At 63.6% G+C, this 15,375-nt stretch carries 16 protein-coding genes; 13 read left to right on the top strand and 3 right to left on the bottom strand.

Annotation, left to right across the window (positions count from 1 at the left end; all coding sequences use genetic code 11):
- Window positions 1-79: 79 nt before the first annotated feature.
- Window positions 80-688, top strand: a complete 609-nt coding sequence (locus tag GC146_RS08290) for a L,D-transpeptidase (protein WP_291836983.1) — start codon at window positions 80-82, stop codon at window positions 686-688.
- Between the two features lie 147 nt (window positions 689-835).
- Window positions 836-1,042: a hypothetical protein gene (locus GC146_RS08285; RefSeq protein WP_291836980.1), complete on the top strand. Its 207-nt coding sequence runs from the start codon at window positions 836-838 to the stop codon at window positions 1,040-1,042.
- Window positions 1,043-1,116: 74 nt separating this feature from the next.
- Here the strand turns inward: GC146_RS08285 and hemH are convergent, their stop codons facing one another.
- Together hemH and GC146_RS08275 are read right to left on the bottom strand one after the other, a co-directional pair.
- Window positions 1,117-2,199: a ferrochelatase gene (gene hemH, locus GC146_RS08280; RefSeq protein WP_291836978.1), complete on the bottom strand. Its 1,083-nt coding sequence runs from the start codon at window positions 2,197-2,199 to the stop codon at window positions 1,117-1,119.
- A 64-nt stretch (window positions 2,200-2,263) separates the two neighbouring features.
- Window positions 2,264-3,094: an SAM-dependent methyltransferase gene (locus GC146_RS08275; protein ID WP_291836976.1), complete on the bottom strand. Its 831-nt coding sequence runs from the start codon at window positions 3,092-3,094 to the stop codon at window positions 2,264-2,266.
- Window positions 3,095-3,116: 22 nt separating this feature from the next.
- Here GC146_RS08275 and GC146_RS08270 point away from each other — a divergent pair, with 22 nt between their 5' ends.
- From GC146_RS08270 to GC146_RS08255, 4 genes are read left to right on the top strand one after another with little or no spacing between them, the layout of a single operon-like run.
- A complete protein-coding gene (locus tag GC146_RS08270; RefSeq protein ID WP_291836974.1) occupies window positions 3,117-3,839 on the top strand; it encodes a ComF family protein in 723 nt (240 codons plus the stop codon).
- Between the two features lie 30 nt (window positions 3,840-3,869).
- On the top strand, window positions 3,870-4,127 hold the full coding sequence (gene grxC / locus GC146_RS08265) for a glutaredoxin 3 (protein ID WP_291836972.1): 258 nt from the start codon (window positions 3,870-3,872) through the stop codon (window positions 4,125-4,127).
- Window positions 4,124-4,957 (top strand): carbon-nitrogen hydrolase family protein, encoded by an 834-nt coding sequence (locus GC146_RS08260; protein ID WP_291836969.1) that lies wholly within the window; start codon window positions 4,124-4,126, stop codon window positions 4,955-4,957. The genes grxC and GC146_RS08260 overlap by 4 nt, the downstream gene beginning before the upstream one ends.
- Window positions 4,954-5,394 (top strand): MarR family transcriptional regulator, encoded by a 441-nt coding sequence (locus tag GC146_RS08255; RefSeq protein WP_291836967.1) that lies wholly within the window; start codon window positions 4,954-4,956, stop codon window positions 5,392-5,394. The genes GC146_RS08260 and GC146_RS08255 overlap by 4 nt, the downstream gene beginning before the upstream one ends.
- Window positions 5,395-5,397: 3 nt before the next feature.
- Here GC146_RS08255 and ubiG read toward each other — a convergent pair whose 3' ends face one another.
- The gene (ubiG, locus tag GC146_RS08250) at window positions 5,398-6,141 is read right to left on the bottom strand and encodes a bifunctional 2-polyprenyl-6-hydroxyphenol methylase/3-demethylubiquinol 3-O-methyltransferase UbiG (protein ID WP_291836965.1); all 744 of its coding nucleotides are present in this window, start codon (window positions 6,139-6,141) and stop codon (window positions 5,398-5,400) included.
- Between the two features lie 60 nt (window positions 6,142-6,201).
- On the opposite strand from ubiG, the gene pip reads away from it, so the two are divergent.
- The 7 genes from pip to nusA all read left to right on the top strand — a co-directional run bounded on the left by pip (window position 6,202) and on the right by nusA (window position 15,363).
- Entirely contained in the window at window positions 6,202-7,191 is a 990-nt protein-coding gene (gene pip, locus GC146_RS08245) for a prolyl aminopeptidase (RefSeq protein ID WP_291836963.1), read from the top strand.
- A 64-nt stretch (window positions 7,192-7,255) separates the two neighbouring features.
- Window positions 7,256-8,248, top strand: a complete 993-nt coding sequence (locus GC146_RS08240; protein WP_291836961.1) for an ABC transporter permease — start codon at window positions 7,256-7,258, stop codon at window positions 8,246-8,248.
- Complete coding sequence (locus GC146_RS08235) at window positions 8,245-9,414, top strand: ABC transporter permease (protein WP_291836959.1); 1,170 nt, start codon at window positions 8,245-8,247, stop codon at window positions 9,412-9,414. The genes GC146_RS08240 and GC146_RS08235 overlap by 4 nt, the downstream gene beginning before the upstream one ends.
- 97 nt (window positions 9,415-9,511) lie before the next feature.
- Entirely contained in the window at window positions 9,512-11,158 is a 1,647-nt protein-coding gene (locus GC146_RS08230; protein ID WP_291836957.1) for an ABC transporter ATP-binding protein, read from the top strand.
- 74 nt (window positions 11,159-11,232) lie between these two features.
- Window positions 11,233-12,774 (top strand): ABC transporter substrate-binding protein, encoded by a 1,542-nt coding sequence (locus tag GC146_RS08225; RefSeq protein WP_291836955.1) that lies wholly within the window; start codon window positions 11,233-11,235, stop codon window positions 12,772-12,774.
- 217 nt (window positions 12,775-12,991) lie between these two features.
- The gene (rimP, locus tag GC146_RS08220) at window positions 12,992-13,603 is read left to right on the top strand and encodes a ribosome maturation factor RimP (protein ID WP_291836953.1); all 612 of its coding nucleotides are present in this window, start codon (window positions 12,992-12,994) and stop codon (window positions 13,601-13,603) included.
- A complete protein-coding gene (gene nusA, locus GC146_RS08215) occupies window positions 13,603-15,363 on the top strand; it encodes a transcription termination factor NusA (protein WP_291836951.1) in 1,761 nt (586 codons plus the stop codon). Before rimP ends, nusA begins: the two co-directional genes overlap by 1 nt.
- Window positions 15,364-15,375: the final 12 nt, after the last annotated feature.

Here is a 15,375-nt window from a genome sequence, read left to right as displayed (position 1 = left end):
TTGATTTGCAGGCCTGCGATGATCTTCGTAAACCAGACCAAAAGAACGGGCATTCACGGGCAGAACGGAGATTGATCCAATGACAAAAAGCCATGCCGGCGGGGTCAGCCGCCGCCTTTTCGTCGCCGGTGCCGCTGCTGTTGCGGGTCAGGCCGCCTTTGCGCAGACCGGCAGCTCGACCGGAAACTCGACCGAGATCGAGAGCGACATTTCGCAGACGATCCGCCACAATATCTCGAGTTTCCGGGCGCTTGACTGGCAGCCCTACTTCAGCAGCCTGCGCAAGGGGGCGATCCTGTGTGACATCCAGTCCCGCGCGCTGCATTTCTGGAACGAGGATGCCTCGATCTACAAGCTTTACCCGACCAGCGTGCCGCTGACCGATGACCTGACGCGCAAGGGCCGGACAGAGGTCGTGGAAAAGGTTGTCGCCCCGCCCTGGCGTCCGACCCCGTCGATGCGAGAGCGCAATCCCGAATGGCCCGCCTTCATCCCCGGCGGCGATCCGACAAACCCGCTGGGCCCGCTCGCGCTGTACCTCGGATGGCAATATTACCGCATTCACGGCACACAGGACACGCGCAAGATCGGACGCCGGTCTTCGAACGGCTGCATCGGCCTCTACAATGAGCATATCACCGAACTTTTCGGGCTTGCCTCGGTTGGTACGCAGGTGTTGCTAATTTGACGACATCGTCGCGGCAACATTGCAAGGAGGCCCATCAAACCTTTGCATGATTTCGGATTTTGAGGTTAGAGGGGCATCCATGAGGTGTCATCAGCAGCCTGCGGCCATCCTCACCAAAAAGGCGGCAGGTAAAACGGAGAACTGAACATGAAGAAAATCGCTCTCGCCACCGCTTTCGCCGGTGCTGCGTCGTCCGCTTTCGCCGGTGGCATGGCTGCCCCCGTGATGGAAATGGCCCCGACCCCGATCGTGCAGGAGACCAAGGCTTCGTCCTCGTCGGCCGCCATCATCATCCCGCTGATCCTGATCGCGCTGCTCGTGCTTGCGTCGAACAAGTCGTCGACCGCGAACTGATCGTTCGACAAGAATAAACGACGGACAGTGACGGGGCGGAGGGAAACCTCCGCCCCTTTCCTTTTCCGGGCGCGTCAGATCCAGCCGGCGAGGTTGGTATCGATCACGCCGCAAAGCGCGTCGATATGCGCGGCGTCATCGTTGAGGCAGGGGATATAGGTAAAGGTCTTGCCCCCCGCGTGCTCAAAGCTTTCGCGGATTTCCTCGTTGATCTCTTCCAGCGTCTCGATGCAGTCGGCAGAAAATGCGGGCGCGCAGACGGCGATGTTGGTGATCCCCTTCTCGGCTAGCCGCGCGACTTCTTCCACGGTGTAGGGTTTCAGCCATTCCTCGGGGCCGAAACGCGACTGGAACGTCGTGGTGATCTGCGTCTTGTCCCAGCCCAGCCGCTCGCGCAGAAGACGCGTCGTCTTCTGGCACTGGCAGTGGTAGGGGTCGCCCTCGCGCAGGTAGCGTTCCGGCACGCCGTGATAGGAACAGACCAGCATCTGCGGCTTTTCCTCGGCCGCGGCGTAGGTCCGTTCGATCGACTGCGCCAGCGCGTCGATATAGGATGGATCCTCGAAATAGGGCGGCACGACGCGTGCGACGGGCTGCCACTTTTCTTCCATCAGCGCGCGAAAGAACTGGTCGTTCGCGGTGGCCGACGTGGCGCCGGCGTAGTGCGGATAAAGCGGGAAGAACAGGATGCGGGTGCACCCCGCCTCGACCATCTCGCGCACCTTCGCCTTGGTCGAAGGGTTGCCGTAACGCATGCAGAAATCGACCATCACCTTGTCGCCGTACTGCGCCTCCATCTGCACCTTGATGGCAGCGGTCTGGTCCTTGGTGATCGTCATCAGCGGGCTTTCATCCTTCTCGGTATTCCAGATGGACCGATAGTTTGCGCCGGATGAGAACGGCCGTTTCGACAGGATGACAAGTTGCAGCAGCGGCTGCCAAAGCCAGGGCGAGTAATCGACGACACGCCGGTCCGACAGGAATTCGCCCAGGTAGCGGCGCATCGACCAGTAATCGGTCGCGTCCGGTGTGCCGAGGTTGGCCAGAAGAATGCCGATTTTCGCAGGCTTCACCGCCGGGTGATCAGCCGGAGCATGATCGGGGCGCGAGGCGGTGCGTGGCATGGCCGGATCGGTCTTGGCGTCGAACATGGTCATCTGCCTATTCCTTTGGGCGTCGACGGGTCAGATAAACGGAAATGTGCCCGGGTCAATTGCGGGGTCATTCGCCGTTGCGAGGCAAGGGATGTTCGACCGCGCCCAAGGCATCGGCCAGCCGCTGCGCGGCTGATCCGGGGCGTAGCGGCTGCGGTTGGTCGGGTGCGGGTGCCCAGCCGGTCAGGGTGATAACGTCGAAGGTCGCGATGATCCGCCCGTCGGCTTCGGCGAAACGGTCGGCGTAAAGTTCTGCCGCCGCCAGCAGCACGGCGCGGCGCGTGGGGTGGCGCAAGCGCCCGTCCAGCGCGTTGCCCTCGCCCATCGCACGCAGGTCGTGCATCAGGGCCAAGGCATCAGGATAGCTGAGGCGATAGCGGGTTGAATCGGCCACCGGCAGGGCGAAACCGGCCCGTTGCAGCAGCGCGCCGGCATCGCGTACCTCGGCCATCGGGGCGACGCGGGGCGACAGGCCGCCGGTTACCCGCGCCTCTGCCTCGGCAAGGCAGGCCCGCAACTCGGCCAGCGTCTGGCCACCGAAAAGCGTGGCGATCATCAGGCCGTCGGGCCGCAGCGCGTGACGCGCCTGCACCAGCTGTCCCACCGGATCGGCCGCCCAATGCAGCGCCAGCATGTGCAGCACCAGGTCATGCGCCCCCGGTTGCAGATCAAGAACCTCGGTGTCTTGAACGCAGCGCGCGCCCGCAAGGCGCCCGGCCCACAGATCGGGCCATGGGGTCACGACCGCAGGTGCCGTAAAGGATCTGTTAACCTCGTGCAGTCTTTCCTGAACTTCATCGGCCACGGCCTCTTGCAGCACCAGCGCGGGCGCGCGGGCGGCGCGGGCACGGTTGCGGGCAAGGGCCGACGGATCGGCAAGGCGCGGTGGCTGGGTCATGGCCCGCTTCTAGGGGGAAAAGATGCGAATGCAAACGGTGGTCCGCGCGCTCTATCCGCCGCAATGCGTCGGGTGTGCTGCGCTGACGACAGAGGATTTCGGCCTTTGCGGTGCCTGTTGGCGCGAAACGCCCTTTATCAGCGGGCTGGTTTGCGACTGCTGTGGCGCGCCCTTGCCGGGCCACGACGACGGCCTGGCGGTGCATTGCGACGATTGCCTTGCCACGCCCCGGCCATGGGCGCACGGCCGGGCGGCCCTACGCTACGAGGGCACGGCACGGCGGCTGGTTCTTGCGCTCAAGCATGGCGACCGGACCGACCTTGCGCAGGCCGCAGGCCGATGGATGGCGCAGGCGTCCGGGCCGCTTCTGCGCGATGACATGTTGGTGGTGCCGGTGCCCCTGCATTGGACAAGGCTGTTGCGCCGCCGATTCAATCAGGCCGCCCTTCTGGCGCGGGTTGTGGGCGGGGTAACCCGGATGGAGGTGATGCCCGATCTGCTGGTCAGAAGCCGACGCACCCATCTGCTGGAGGGGCTGGGGCGCGATGCACGTTTTGCCATGCTCGATGCCGCGATCTACCCACATCCCAAGCGGGGCGTACAGGCAGCGGGCCGCCCGGTGTTGCTGATCGATGACGTGATGACATCGGGCGCGACGCTTGCCGCCGCGGCTGAAGCGGCACAGGCGGCAGGTGCAACGGAGGTATGCGTTCTGACACTGGCCCGCGTGTGCAAAGATACCTAGATTGGGTTTTGTTACCCAAGGAGAGCCGCGATGGCCCGGATCGAGATCTATACCACCCCTACTTGCGGCTATTGTCACGCCGCCAAGCGCCTGCTGAACGCCAAAGGTGCCAGCTTTGACGAGGTCAACGTTGCTGCCAACCCCGACCGCCGTCCTGAAATGGTGCAGCGCGCGGGTGGCCGCCGCACCGTGCCGCAGATCTTCATCAACGGCACGCATGTCGGCGGTTGCGACGACATCTATGCGCTGGAGGATGCGGGCCGGCTGGACGCGCTTTTGTCGGCGTGAGGGCCGCCCTGCTTCAGATCACGTCGGGCGAGGAGCCGGCAGCGAACCTTGCCATGGTGCGCGAGATGCTGGCCGAAGCGAAGGCGGCCGGCGCCGGTTTTGTCCTGACGCCCGAAGTGACGAATTTCGTTTCGTTGGACCGTGCGCTTCAGGCTGATGTCCTGCTGACCGAGGAGGACGATTCGACGCTGGCGAGTCTGCGCGCGAGCGCGCGCGAGCTGGGCCTGTGGCTGTCGATCGGTTCGCTCGCGCTCAAGTCCGGCGATCCGGATGGGCGGTTCGCCAACCGGTCTTTCCTGATCGGGCCCGATGGCGGCATCGTCGCGCGCTACGACAAGATCCACATGTTCGACGTGCAGGTCAGCGCCACCGAGACGTTCCGCGAATCGGCGGCCTTCCGGCCCGGTGCGCGGGCCGTCGTGGCCGATACGCCCTTTGCCCGGATCGGCCTCAGCGTCTGTTACGACCTGCGCTTTGCCTATCTCTACCGCGCGCTGGCCCATGCCGGGGCCGAGGTGCTGCTGATCCCGTCTGCCTTTACGCCGGTGACCGGTGCCGCGCATTGGGAACCGCTGCTGCGCGCCCGCGCGATCGAGACGGGGTGCTACGTTCTTGCCGCGGCGCAAACAGGCACCCACCCCAGCGCACATGGCCGCCAGCGCACGACGTATGGGCACGCCATGGCCGTGGCGCCCTGGGGCGAAGTTCTGGCCGATGCGGGAACAGCACCCGGCATCGTTTACGTTGATCTGGACCGTGCCAAGGTGGCAGAAGCAAGGGCGCGCATTCCCGCCCTTCAGCATGACCGCCCCTTCGAAGGACCCAGATGAACGATCCTGGCAACAGCCTTGCAGTGACACTTTTCAGCGAGATCCTCATGGTCGAGCAGCTGGCGCGCAGCAACGTGGCGCGAGTGCTGCCCAAAGGCATGGAGTTGTCGCATTTCGCGGTGCTGAACCTGCTGGCGCATGTCGGCGGCGAACGTTCGCCCGCGCAGCTGGCCAAGGCGTTTCACCTGACACGCGGCGCCATGACCAACACCTTGGGCAAGCTGGAATGGGCGGGATGGATCCACGTTCGCCCCGACTGGGAAGACGCCCGGCGCAAGATGGTGTCGATCAGCCCTGCAGGGCTGGCCGCGCGCGATGCCGGGCTGGCCGCCATCACCCCGCTGATCGCCGACGTCGTGGCCAAGGTCGGGGCCGAGAAGGTGCGCAGCACTCTGCCGTTGTTGCGCGAGCTGCGCCAACGGCTGAGCGAGGATTAGGGCCTAGTCGCGCCGGATACTGGCGGTGACGTAGTTCACCGACAGATCGCGCGAAGAGAGGCGCCAGTTCCAGCCCAGCGGATTGAACTGCATCCCCTTACGGTCGACCGGGTCCAGCCCCGCGCGGCGCAGCAGATCATAAAGCTCGTCCGGCGTGATGAACTTGGCCCAGTCATGGGTGCCCTTTGGCAGCCAGCGCATCACCACCTCGGCGCCGAAGATGGCCATGACATAGCTTTTCGGGTTGCGGTTGATGGTCGAGCAGATGTGCAGCCCGCCGGTGTTCAGCAGGTCATGACAGGCGGTCAGGTAGGCCAGCGGGTCGGACACGTGCTCGACCACTTCCATGTTCAGGACCACGTCGAATTTCTCGCCCTTGGCGGCCATGTCCTCGGCCGTCGTCACGCGATAGTCGATCTCAAGCCCCGATTGTTCGGCGTGAAGCTGGGCTACCGGAATGTTGCGCGGTGCGGCGTCGGCGCCCACCACCGTTGCCCCCAGCCGGGCCATGGGTTCGCACAGCAGGCCGCCGCCACAGCCGATATCCAGCAGGCGCAGCCCGTCGAACGGCTTCTCGGCGGACAAGTCCCGCCCGAACTCGCCCGCGATCTGGCCGGTGATGTAGTCCAGCCGGCAGGGATTGAGCATGTGGAGCGGCTTGAACTTGCCCTCAAGGTCCCACCATTCGGCCGCCATCGCCTCGAACTTGGCGATCTCGGCAGGGTCGATCGTGGTGTTGGCGGTCATGCGGTCCCCCTTTTGCGGCAGATCATGGTCTCGGTCGATGCGACGTTATATAGGTCCGTCATGGACAAGGTCTCTGTGCAAAAGCGCGCATCGGCGCACCTCTACCCTCCGATCGACCCGTTTGACCAGCGCATGCTGGACGTGGGTGACGGGCATCGCATCTATGTCGAACAATGCGGAAGGCCAGACGGCTTGCCGGTTGTGGTGTTGCACGGCGGGCCCGGCGGCGGCTGCAGCCCGGCGATGCGCCGCTACTTCGATCCGGCGATCTACCGCATCATCCTGTTCGATCAGCGTGGCTGCGGGCGCTCACGTCCCCATGCCAGCATCGAGGCCAACACGACATGGCATCTGGTGCAGGATATCGAAGCCATTCGCGTGCGGATGGGCATTGACCGCTGGATCGTCTTCGGTGGCAGTTGGGGTGCGACGCTGGCACTGATCTATGCGCAGGCTCATCCTCCGGCGGTGCTGGCGTTGGTGCTGCGCGGCGTGTTCCTGATGACGCAGGGCGAACTGGACTGGTTTTACGGCGGCGGTGCCGCACGGTTCTGGCCCGACCTTTGGCGCCGCTTCGCCGATATCATCCCCGAGGACGAACGCCACGATCTGATTGGTGCCTATCATCGGCGCCTGTTCTCGGGCGACCTGATTCAGGAAACGCGATTCGCCCGGGCCTGGACGTCATGGGAAAACGCGCTGGCCTCCATCGAGAATGACGGCGTAACCGGCGAAAGCCCTGCGGATTACGCCCGTGCCTTTGCCCGGCTTGAAAATCACTATTTCCAGAACATGGGCTTTCTCAGCCCGGACCAGCAAATCCTGCGCAACATGGCGCGCATCGCGCATATCCCCGGCACTATCGTGCAGGGCCGCTATGACATGATTTGCCCGCCCGCCTCGGCCGATGCCTTGGCGTCAGCCTGGCCGCGCGCGCGGCTCAACCTGATCGGCCGTGCTGGCCATGCCTTGTCCGAGCCCGGCATCACCGCCGAACTGGTGCGCACGATGGACCTAATCGGCGCCCATCCGGAAGGATTGGGAAAATAGGGTTTACAGGTTCTTCCCGTTCGTTAACTTGCGAGTCAATAAAACGGGGAGAGGTGCGGCCAAGGTGAATTCGGTCCTGCGCATCATCTTGCAGCGGCTGGCCCTTGGCCTTCTGACGCTGTTCATCGTCTCGATCGTCATCTTCACGGCGGTAAACCTGCTACCCGGCGATTTCGCGCAAGCGATTCTGGGTCAGGGTGCCACGCCTGAAGCGGTGGCGGCGATCCGTACAGGTCTGGGCCTCGATCAGCCGCCGGTTGTCCGTTACCTCGCGTGGCTGGGCGGCGCGATCCATGGTGATCTGGGTACGTCCTTTGCACAGGCGAACTTTGCCAGCTTCACCGGCACCACCTCGGGCGCCAAGACGGTGGCCGAACAGATTGCCCCGCGTTTCGCCAACACGATGTTCCTTGCCGGCGTGACGGCGGCCATCGCGGTGCCGATCTCGGTCACACTGGGGCTGCTGGCGGCACTTTACCGCAATTCGGTTTTCGACCGGGCCGCCAACATCCTGACGCTGACCTCGATCTCGTCGCCCGAATTCTTTCTTGCCTATATCCTGATCCTGTTCTTGGCCGTGCTGAACCCGATCCTGCCGTCGCTGTCGAACATCTACGACGGGATGAGCTTTACCGACCGGCTGGACAAGACGTTGCTGCCCGCGCTGACGCTGACGCTGGTGGTCACCGCCCACATGATGCGGATGACGCGCGCAGCAATCATCAACCTTCTGGCCAGCCCCTATATCGAGATGGCGCGGCTTAAGGGCGTCTCACCGCTGCGGGTAATCGTGCGCCACGCCCTGCCCAATGCGCTGGCCCCGATCATCAACGTGATCGCGCTGAACCTCGCCTACCTGATCACAGGTGTCGTCGTGGTCGAGGTGGTGTTTGTCTATCCCGGCATTGGCCAGCTTTTCGTCGATAGCGTGAAAATCCGCGACATTCCCGTCGTGCAGGCCTGCTGCCTGATCTTTGCGGGGGCCTATATCCTGCTGAACCTTCTGGCCGACATCCTGTCGATCCTGTCCAACCCGCGCCTGAGGCACCCGAAATGATCGCAGCCGTATGGATCATCGGGACGTTCGTCGCCATCGGCGTTATCGGCTGGCTGTTCCGGGCGGCCGGACGGGCAGCCGGGAACCGCCCCTTCTTCCGCGACATGCCCTTCGGCGTTGCCTACGGCTATGTCTTCGGGGTTTTCGCGCTGGCGGCGGGTGTCTGGCTGTGGACGTTGCCGAAGGCGGTGTTCTTCCGTTGGGCGGTGATGGGTTTTGTCGGCTTCGCGGTGGCGGCGTGGCTGTTCCGACTGGCGGGCCGCCATATTGGCACCGCGCGCACCAGAAAGCTGTTCCGCGCCATGCCGCTGACGGCGGCCTTCGGCATCATGATCATCCTGATCTACGCCATCACGGCGATCTTCGCGGCATGGATCGCTCCCCACGCCCAGCAGGAAATCTTTACCCAGGCCAATATCGTGCCGGGGGGTGATCCGGCGCTGGGCGGCAACCCGCTGTTCCCGCTGGGGACCGACCAGATCGGGCGCGATATCCTGTCGCGGCTGATCTACGGCGCGCAGAACACTGTCGGCATCGCCTTTGCCACCACGCTGATCGCCTTCACCGTCGGCGGCTCGCTGGGCTTTCTTGCCGCGACGCTGGGCGGTTGGCTGGACCAGTTGCTGGGCCGGCTGGTGGATGTGCTGATGGCCATCCCCTCGCTGATCTTCGCACTGCTTTTGATGACCATCGCATCGGTCTGGGCGGGGGGCGAAAAGTGGCTGCTGACCGTCTACATGGTCTTGATCATCGCGCTGATCGACAGCACGCGGGTGTTCCGTCTGGCCCGCGCGGTGGGCCAGAACATCGTCGTGATGGATTATATCGAGGCCGCCAAGTTGCGGGGCGAGGGGTTGGGCTATCTGATCTTCCGCGAGATCCTGCCCAACGCTACCGCGCCGCTGTTGGCGGAATTCGGGCTGCGCTTCTGCTTTGTGTTCCTGACCATTGCGTCGCTGTCCTTCCTTGGTGTCGGCATTCAGCCGCCATTGGCCGACTGGGGCACAATGGTGCATGATCTGGCCCAGTTCATCAATTTCGCGGCCGTCGCTCCGCAGGTGGCCAGCGCACCGCTTCTGGCGGCAAGTGCCATCGCGCTGTTAACGGTGGCCGTCAACTTCGTGGTGGACTGGATGCTGCACCGCTCGTCGGGGCTGAAGGAATGAGCGCGGGTCGCACATATTTTCTTACCAAGGACGTTCGCCGGCGGTCTTGGGCCGTCCCGCCCCTTGGCGCGCGGCTGGCAAGACTGATGGGGGTCTGATGGGCGAGCGTCTTCTCACGATCAAAGATCTTTATATCGAGGGCCGCAGCGACGAGACCTGGACCCCGATCATCAAGGGCGTGGACCTGACGCTCGACAAGGGCGAGGTGCTGGGCCTGATCGGGGAAAGCGGCGCGGGCAAATCCACGCTGGGCCTTGCCGCGATGGGATTTTGCCGCGACGGCGTGCGCATCTCGGGCGGATCGGTCGATTTCGACGGGATCGACCTGCTGAACGCCTCGGCGGCGACCAAGCGCGGCCTGCTGGGCAAGCGCATTGCCTATGTCGCGCAATCCGCGGCAGCCAGTTTCAATCCCGCCCACAAGATCATCGAGCAGCATGTCGAGGCGCCGGTGCAGCACCATGTCATGGGCCGCGCCGAAAGCATCCAGGACGGGATCGAGCTTTACCGCCGCCTGCGACTGCCCAACCCCGAGCAGATCGGCTTTCGTTACCCGCACCAGGTGTCCGGCGGACAGTTGCAGCGGGCAATGACCGCGATGGCAATGTCCTGTCGGCCTGATCTGATCATCTTCGACGAACCGACGACGGCGCTGGACGTGACCACACAGATCGAGGTGCTGGCCGCGATTCGCGATATCGTCGCCCAGTTCGACACCGCCGCGATCTACATCACGCATGACCTCGCCGTGGTGGCGCAGATGGCCGACCGCATCAAGGTGCTCCTCAAGGGCGACGAGGTGGAAGAGGCCGACACGCGCACGATGCTGAGCAGTCCCCAGCAGGACTATACCCGGTCGCTCTGGGCGGTGCGCAGTTTCGAACGCCCGATGAAACCGGCCGTCGCGACGGGGGCGCAACCCGTCGTGTCAGTGCGCGGGGTCACGGCATCTTATGGCAAGGTCGCCGTGTTGCATGACGTCAGCTTTGACATTCACGCCGGGCGCACTGTGGCGGTTGTCGGCGAAAGCGGCTCTGGCAAGTCGACGACGGCGCGCTGCATTACCGGCCTTCTTCCCCCGATCGAAGGCGAGATCCTTTTTGATGGCGTGCCGCTGCCTGCCAATTATCGCAAGCGTAGCAAGGACCAGTTGCGACAGGCGCAAATGATCTACCAGATGGCCGATACCGCACTGAATCCGCGTGTCACCATCGGCCAGATCATCGCGCGGCCATTGCAGTTCTATGGCGGCCTCTCGGGGTCTGCGCTGCGAAAACGGCTGGACGAATTGCTTGACCAGATCGAGCTTGACCCGAAGATCTATCGCGACCGTCTTCCGTCAGAGCTTTCGGGCGGACAGAAACAGCGGATCGGCATCGCCCGCGCGCTGGCCGCCGAGCCGAAGTTCATCATCTGTGACGAGGTGACTTCGGCCCTCGACCAGCTTGTCGCCGAAGGCATCCTTCGGTTGCTCGCGCGGTTGCAGGACGACCTTGGCCTGTCCTACATGTTCATCACTCACGATCTGGCCACGGTGAAGGCCATCGCCGACGAGGTTGTGGTGATGAAGGATGGCCGCGTGGTGGAGCAGGGCGAGAAGAACGAAATGTTCGCGCCGCCGCACCACGCCTATACCGACCTCCTGCTGTCCTCGGTCCCGCAGATGGACCCGGACTGGCTGGATCAATTGCTTGCACAACGCGGTGTCGATAACATCGGTGACGCAGCGGTGGACAAGATGTGATGCAAACCTTCCGGGGAACCGGGTGTAACAAAGGGGCCGCAAAGGGCCCGTTAACAATCAGGGAGACTCAAGACATGGCACAGATCAGCAGACGTGGACTGCTCAAGACCGGCGTTGCCGCCGGTGTGCTGGGGCTGACCGGCCTGCCGCTTCGGGCGCAGACGCGCGGTGGCAAGCTGACCGCCGGCATGAACGGCGCCAACACCTCGGACAGCTGGGACGGCCGGACCCATTCCGACCTGTTTATGATCGCTTGCGCGATGGGCGCGGTGTTCGACTGCCTTACCGAAGTGTCCGCCGACGGCACGCTGAAGGGCGAACTGGCCGAAAGCTGGGAAGCCACCCCCGACGCCAAGACATGGACCTTCAACCTGCGGCAGGGCGTGACCTTCCACAACGGCAAGCCCTTCGGCGCCGATGACGTTCTGGAATCGCTGCAGATGCATGTCGCGGAAGGCGCCAAATCGGCCGCGCAGCCGATCATCGCCGCCGTCACCGAGATGAAGAAATTGTCGGACAGCCAGGTCCAGCTGACGCTGAAGGCCGGCAATGCCGACTTCCCCTACCTGCTGTCGGATTACCACATCCTGATGTACCCGGCCGGCCAGATCGACGAGGCCATCGCCAAGGGCATCGGTACCGGCCTTTATCAGGTTGCGTCATTCGACCCCGGCGTGCGGTTCGTCGGCAAGCGGGTCGAGAACCACTACAAGGGCGACAGCGCGGGCTATTTCGACGAGATCGAGTATATCGCGATCAACGACACCACGGCGCGGATGAACGCGCTGATGACCGGTCAGGTCGACGCGATCAACCGCATCGACTTCAAGACCGAGGCGTTGCTGAAGGCCAACCCGATGCTGGAGATTCAGGACATCCCCGGCAACACCCACTACTACTTCCCGATGCTGACCAAGGTGGCGCCCTTCGACGACGTCAACGTGCGTCAGGCCCTGAAATGGGGCATCGACCGGAAGGAAATGGTGGCCAAGATCCTGCAAGGCCACGGCACCGTCGCCTACGACACGCCCATCGGCCCGGCGAACCAGTATTTCGACGCCGATCTCGATCCGCTGGAATTCGATCCGGACAAGGCGAAATACCACCTCAAACAGGCCGGGATGGACAGCCTCAACATCGACCTGTCGGCCTCGGACGCGGCCTTTACCGGTGGTGTCGACGCGGCGCTGCTTTACCAGTCTTCGGCGGCCAAGGCCGGCATCAACATCAACGTGGTGCAGGAACCGGCCGATGGCTACTGGTCCAACGTCTGGCTGAAGAAGCCGTTCTGCGAAAGCTACTTCTCTGGCCGCGCGACCGAGGACTGGATGTTCTCGACGGCCTACGAGGCCGGCGTGCCGTGGAACGACAGCCAGTGGGACGATGCCCGCTTCCAGGAACTGCTGGTCAAGGCGCGCGCCGAACTCGACAGCGATACGCGCCGCGCGCAGTACTACGAGATGCAGCAGATCCTGCGCGACCGCGGCGGCGTCATCATTCCGATGTTCGCCAACACGGTGCAGGCCATCAACAAGAAGATCGCGACACCGGCCAAGGTTGGCGGCCTCTGGCAGATGGACAACGCCCGCATGGCCGAACGTTGGTGGATGGCGTAAGCCACAACCGCCTATGGAAAAGATGTGCAACGCCCCGCAGATTTGCGGGGCGTTCGCCTTTTCGAGGGGCTGGCAGACAAGCCTTGCACTCCTCCGGCAATCCCCCTATATCCCCTTCAACAGCGGCGCCTTGGCCTCCACCCCCAAGGCTCCACCGGGAAATATCAACGGGCCGCGCGCCCGTTTTTTTGTGCTTGAAGAAGACCGCAAACCTCCGATGAACGATCTTGTCGCCAAAGCGGCCATCGACCGCCGCATCGCCGAAATCATCACCCCCGTGGTCGAGGACCTTGGGTTCGAGGTGGTGCGCGTCCGGCTGATGAGCGGGCGTGATACCACGTTGCAGATCATGGCGCAGAGACCCGACGGCAGTATCGAGGTGGACGACTGCGCTATGATCTCTACCGCGATCTCGGCGGTTCTGGATGTCGAGGATCCCATCCTTGATGCCTACACGCTCGAGGTCTCCAGCCCGGGCATCGACCGGCCATTGACCCGGCTGAAGGATTTCGACCGCTGGGAAGGATATGTCGCCCGGATCGAGACGCTGGACCTGATCGACGGTCAGCGCCGGTTCAAGGGCGTCCTTGCCGGCACCGATGACGACGAAGTGCTGATCGAGATCGACCAGGGCACGATCGGGCTGAAATTCGACTGGCTCAGCGATGCCAAGCTGGTACTGACCGATGATCTGATCCGCGATGTCCTGCGGGGCCGCAAGGATGCCGGCCAGATCGACGAAACCCAGTTTGATGAAGTGCAGACCGTCCTTGACGGTGATGAAGACGATGACGACAACAGCGCCCCGCGCGATGAGGAGAAACACTGATGGCCATTACGTCCGCCAACCAGCTCGAGCTGCTGCAGACCGCCGAGGCGGTTGCCCGCGAGAAGATGATCGATCCGGGCCTTGTCGTCGAGGCGATGGAGGAAAGCCTCGCCCGTGCCGCCAAGAGCCGCTACGGGGCCGAAATGGACATCCGGGTCAAGATCGACCGCAAGACCGGCAAGGCCACCTTTACCCGTGTGCGCAGTGTCGTCGATGAGGACGTTCTGGAGAATTACCACGCTGAAATGACCGCCGCGCAGGCGGCCGAGATGGTGGGGCATGCGCGCCCCCGGGTGACCGTGGTTGCCGCCACTTCGCCCGTGCGCGATGAAGAGGGCAAGGTCACCGGAACGCGCCAGTTGCGCCACTTCCTGCTGCGCGCCCCGACCGAGGCCGATGCCAAAGGCATGACCGGTATCGACCAGGCCGCCGAACCGGAACTTGGTGACGAGATCGTAGACGAGGTTCCGCCAGTTGAACTGGGCCGTATTGCTGCGCAATCGGCCAAGCAGGTGATCCTGCAGAAGGTTCGCGAGGCCGAGCGTGACCGCCAGTACGAGGAATTCAAGGACCGCGCCGGCACCATCATCAATGCCACCGTCAAGCGCGAGGAATACGGCAACGTCATCGTTGACGTGGGCGCCGGCGAGGCGATCCTGCGCCGCAACGAGAAGATCGGGCGCGAGGCCTACCGGCCCAACGACCGCATCCGTTGCTACATCAAGGAAGTGCGGCGCGAACCGCGCGGCCCGCAGATCTTCCTCAGCCGGACCGCGCCCGAGTTCATGGCCGCCCTGTTCAAGATGGAAGTGCCCGAAATCTACGACGGCATCATCGAGATCAAGGCCGTCGCCCGCGATCCGGGCAGCCGCGCCAAGATCGCCGTGGTCAGCTACGACAACTCGATCGACCCGGTCGGTGCCTGTGTCGGCATGCGCGGTAGCCGTGTGCAGGCCGTGGTGAACGAATTGCAGGGCGAGAAGATCGACATCATCCCGTGGAATCAGGACGTGCCGACGTTCCTCGTCAACGCGCTGCAGCCCGCCGAAGTCAGCAAGGTCGTCTTCGACGAAGAGGCAGAGCGCGTGGAGGTTGTGGTGCCGGAAGAGCAGCTGAGCCTCGCCATCGGCCGTCGCGGCCAGAACGTGCGCCTTGCCAGCCAGTTGACCGGTCTGAATATCGACATCCTGACCGAGGAAGAGGAAAGCAAGCGTCGTCAGGCGGAGTTCGAGAGTCGCTCGAAACTCTTCATGGATACACTTGATCTTGACGAGTTCTTTGCCCAGCTTCTGGTTGCCGAGGGCTTTACCAGCCTCGAGGAAGTGGCCTATGTGGAGCTTGACGAGCTTCTGGTGATCGACGGTGTCGACGAAGGCACCGCTGCAGAGCTTCAGGCGCGGGCACGCGACTATCTCGAGGCGCAGAACAAGAAGGCCCTCGACCATGCCCGCGAACTGGGCGTCGAGGACAGTCTGGTCAATTTCGAGGGCCTGACGCCCCAGATGATCGAGGCGCTCGCACTGGACGGCGTCAAGACGCTGGAAGATTTCGCCACCTGCGCCGACTGGGAACTGGCCGGCGGCTGGACCACCGTCAATGGCGAACGCGTCAAGGACGATGGCGTGCTGGAGAAATTCGATGTCAGCCTTGAAGAGGCGCAGAACATGGTCATGACCGCCCGGGTGATGCTTGGCTGGGTCGATCCGGCCGAGTTGATGGGCGAGACCGAGACGGAAGAAGACGAGGAGGCGGAGGTCTGATCGCGGACCTTC

It is taken from the genome of Limimaricola sp. (assembly GCF_016125575.1).
Classification (GTDB): Bacteria; Pseudomonadota; Alphaproteobacteria; order Rhodobacterales; family Rhodobacteraceae; genus WGLM01.
The sequence above is the reverse complement of the archived record's forward strand: the minus strand, read 5'-3'. Positions and strand labels throughout refer to the sequence as shown.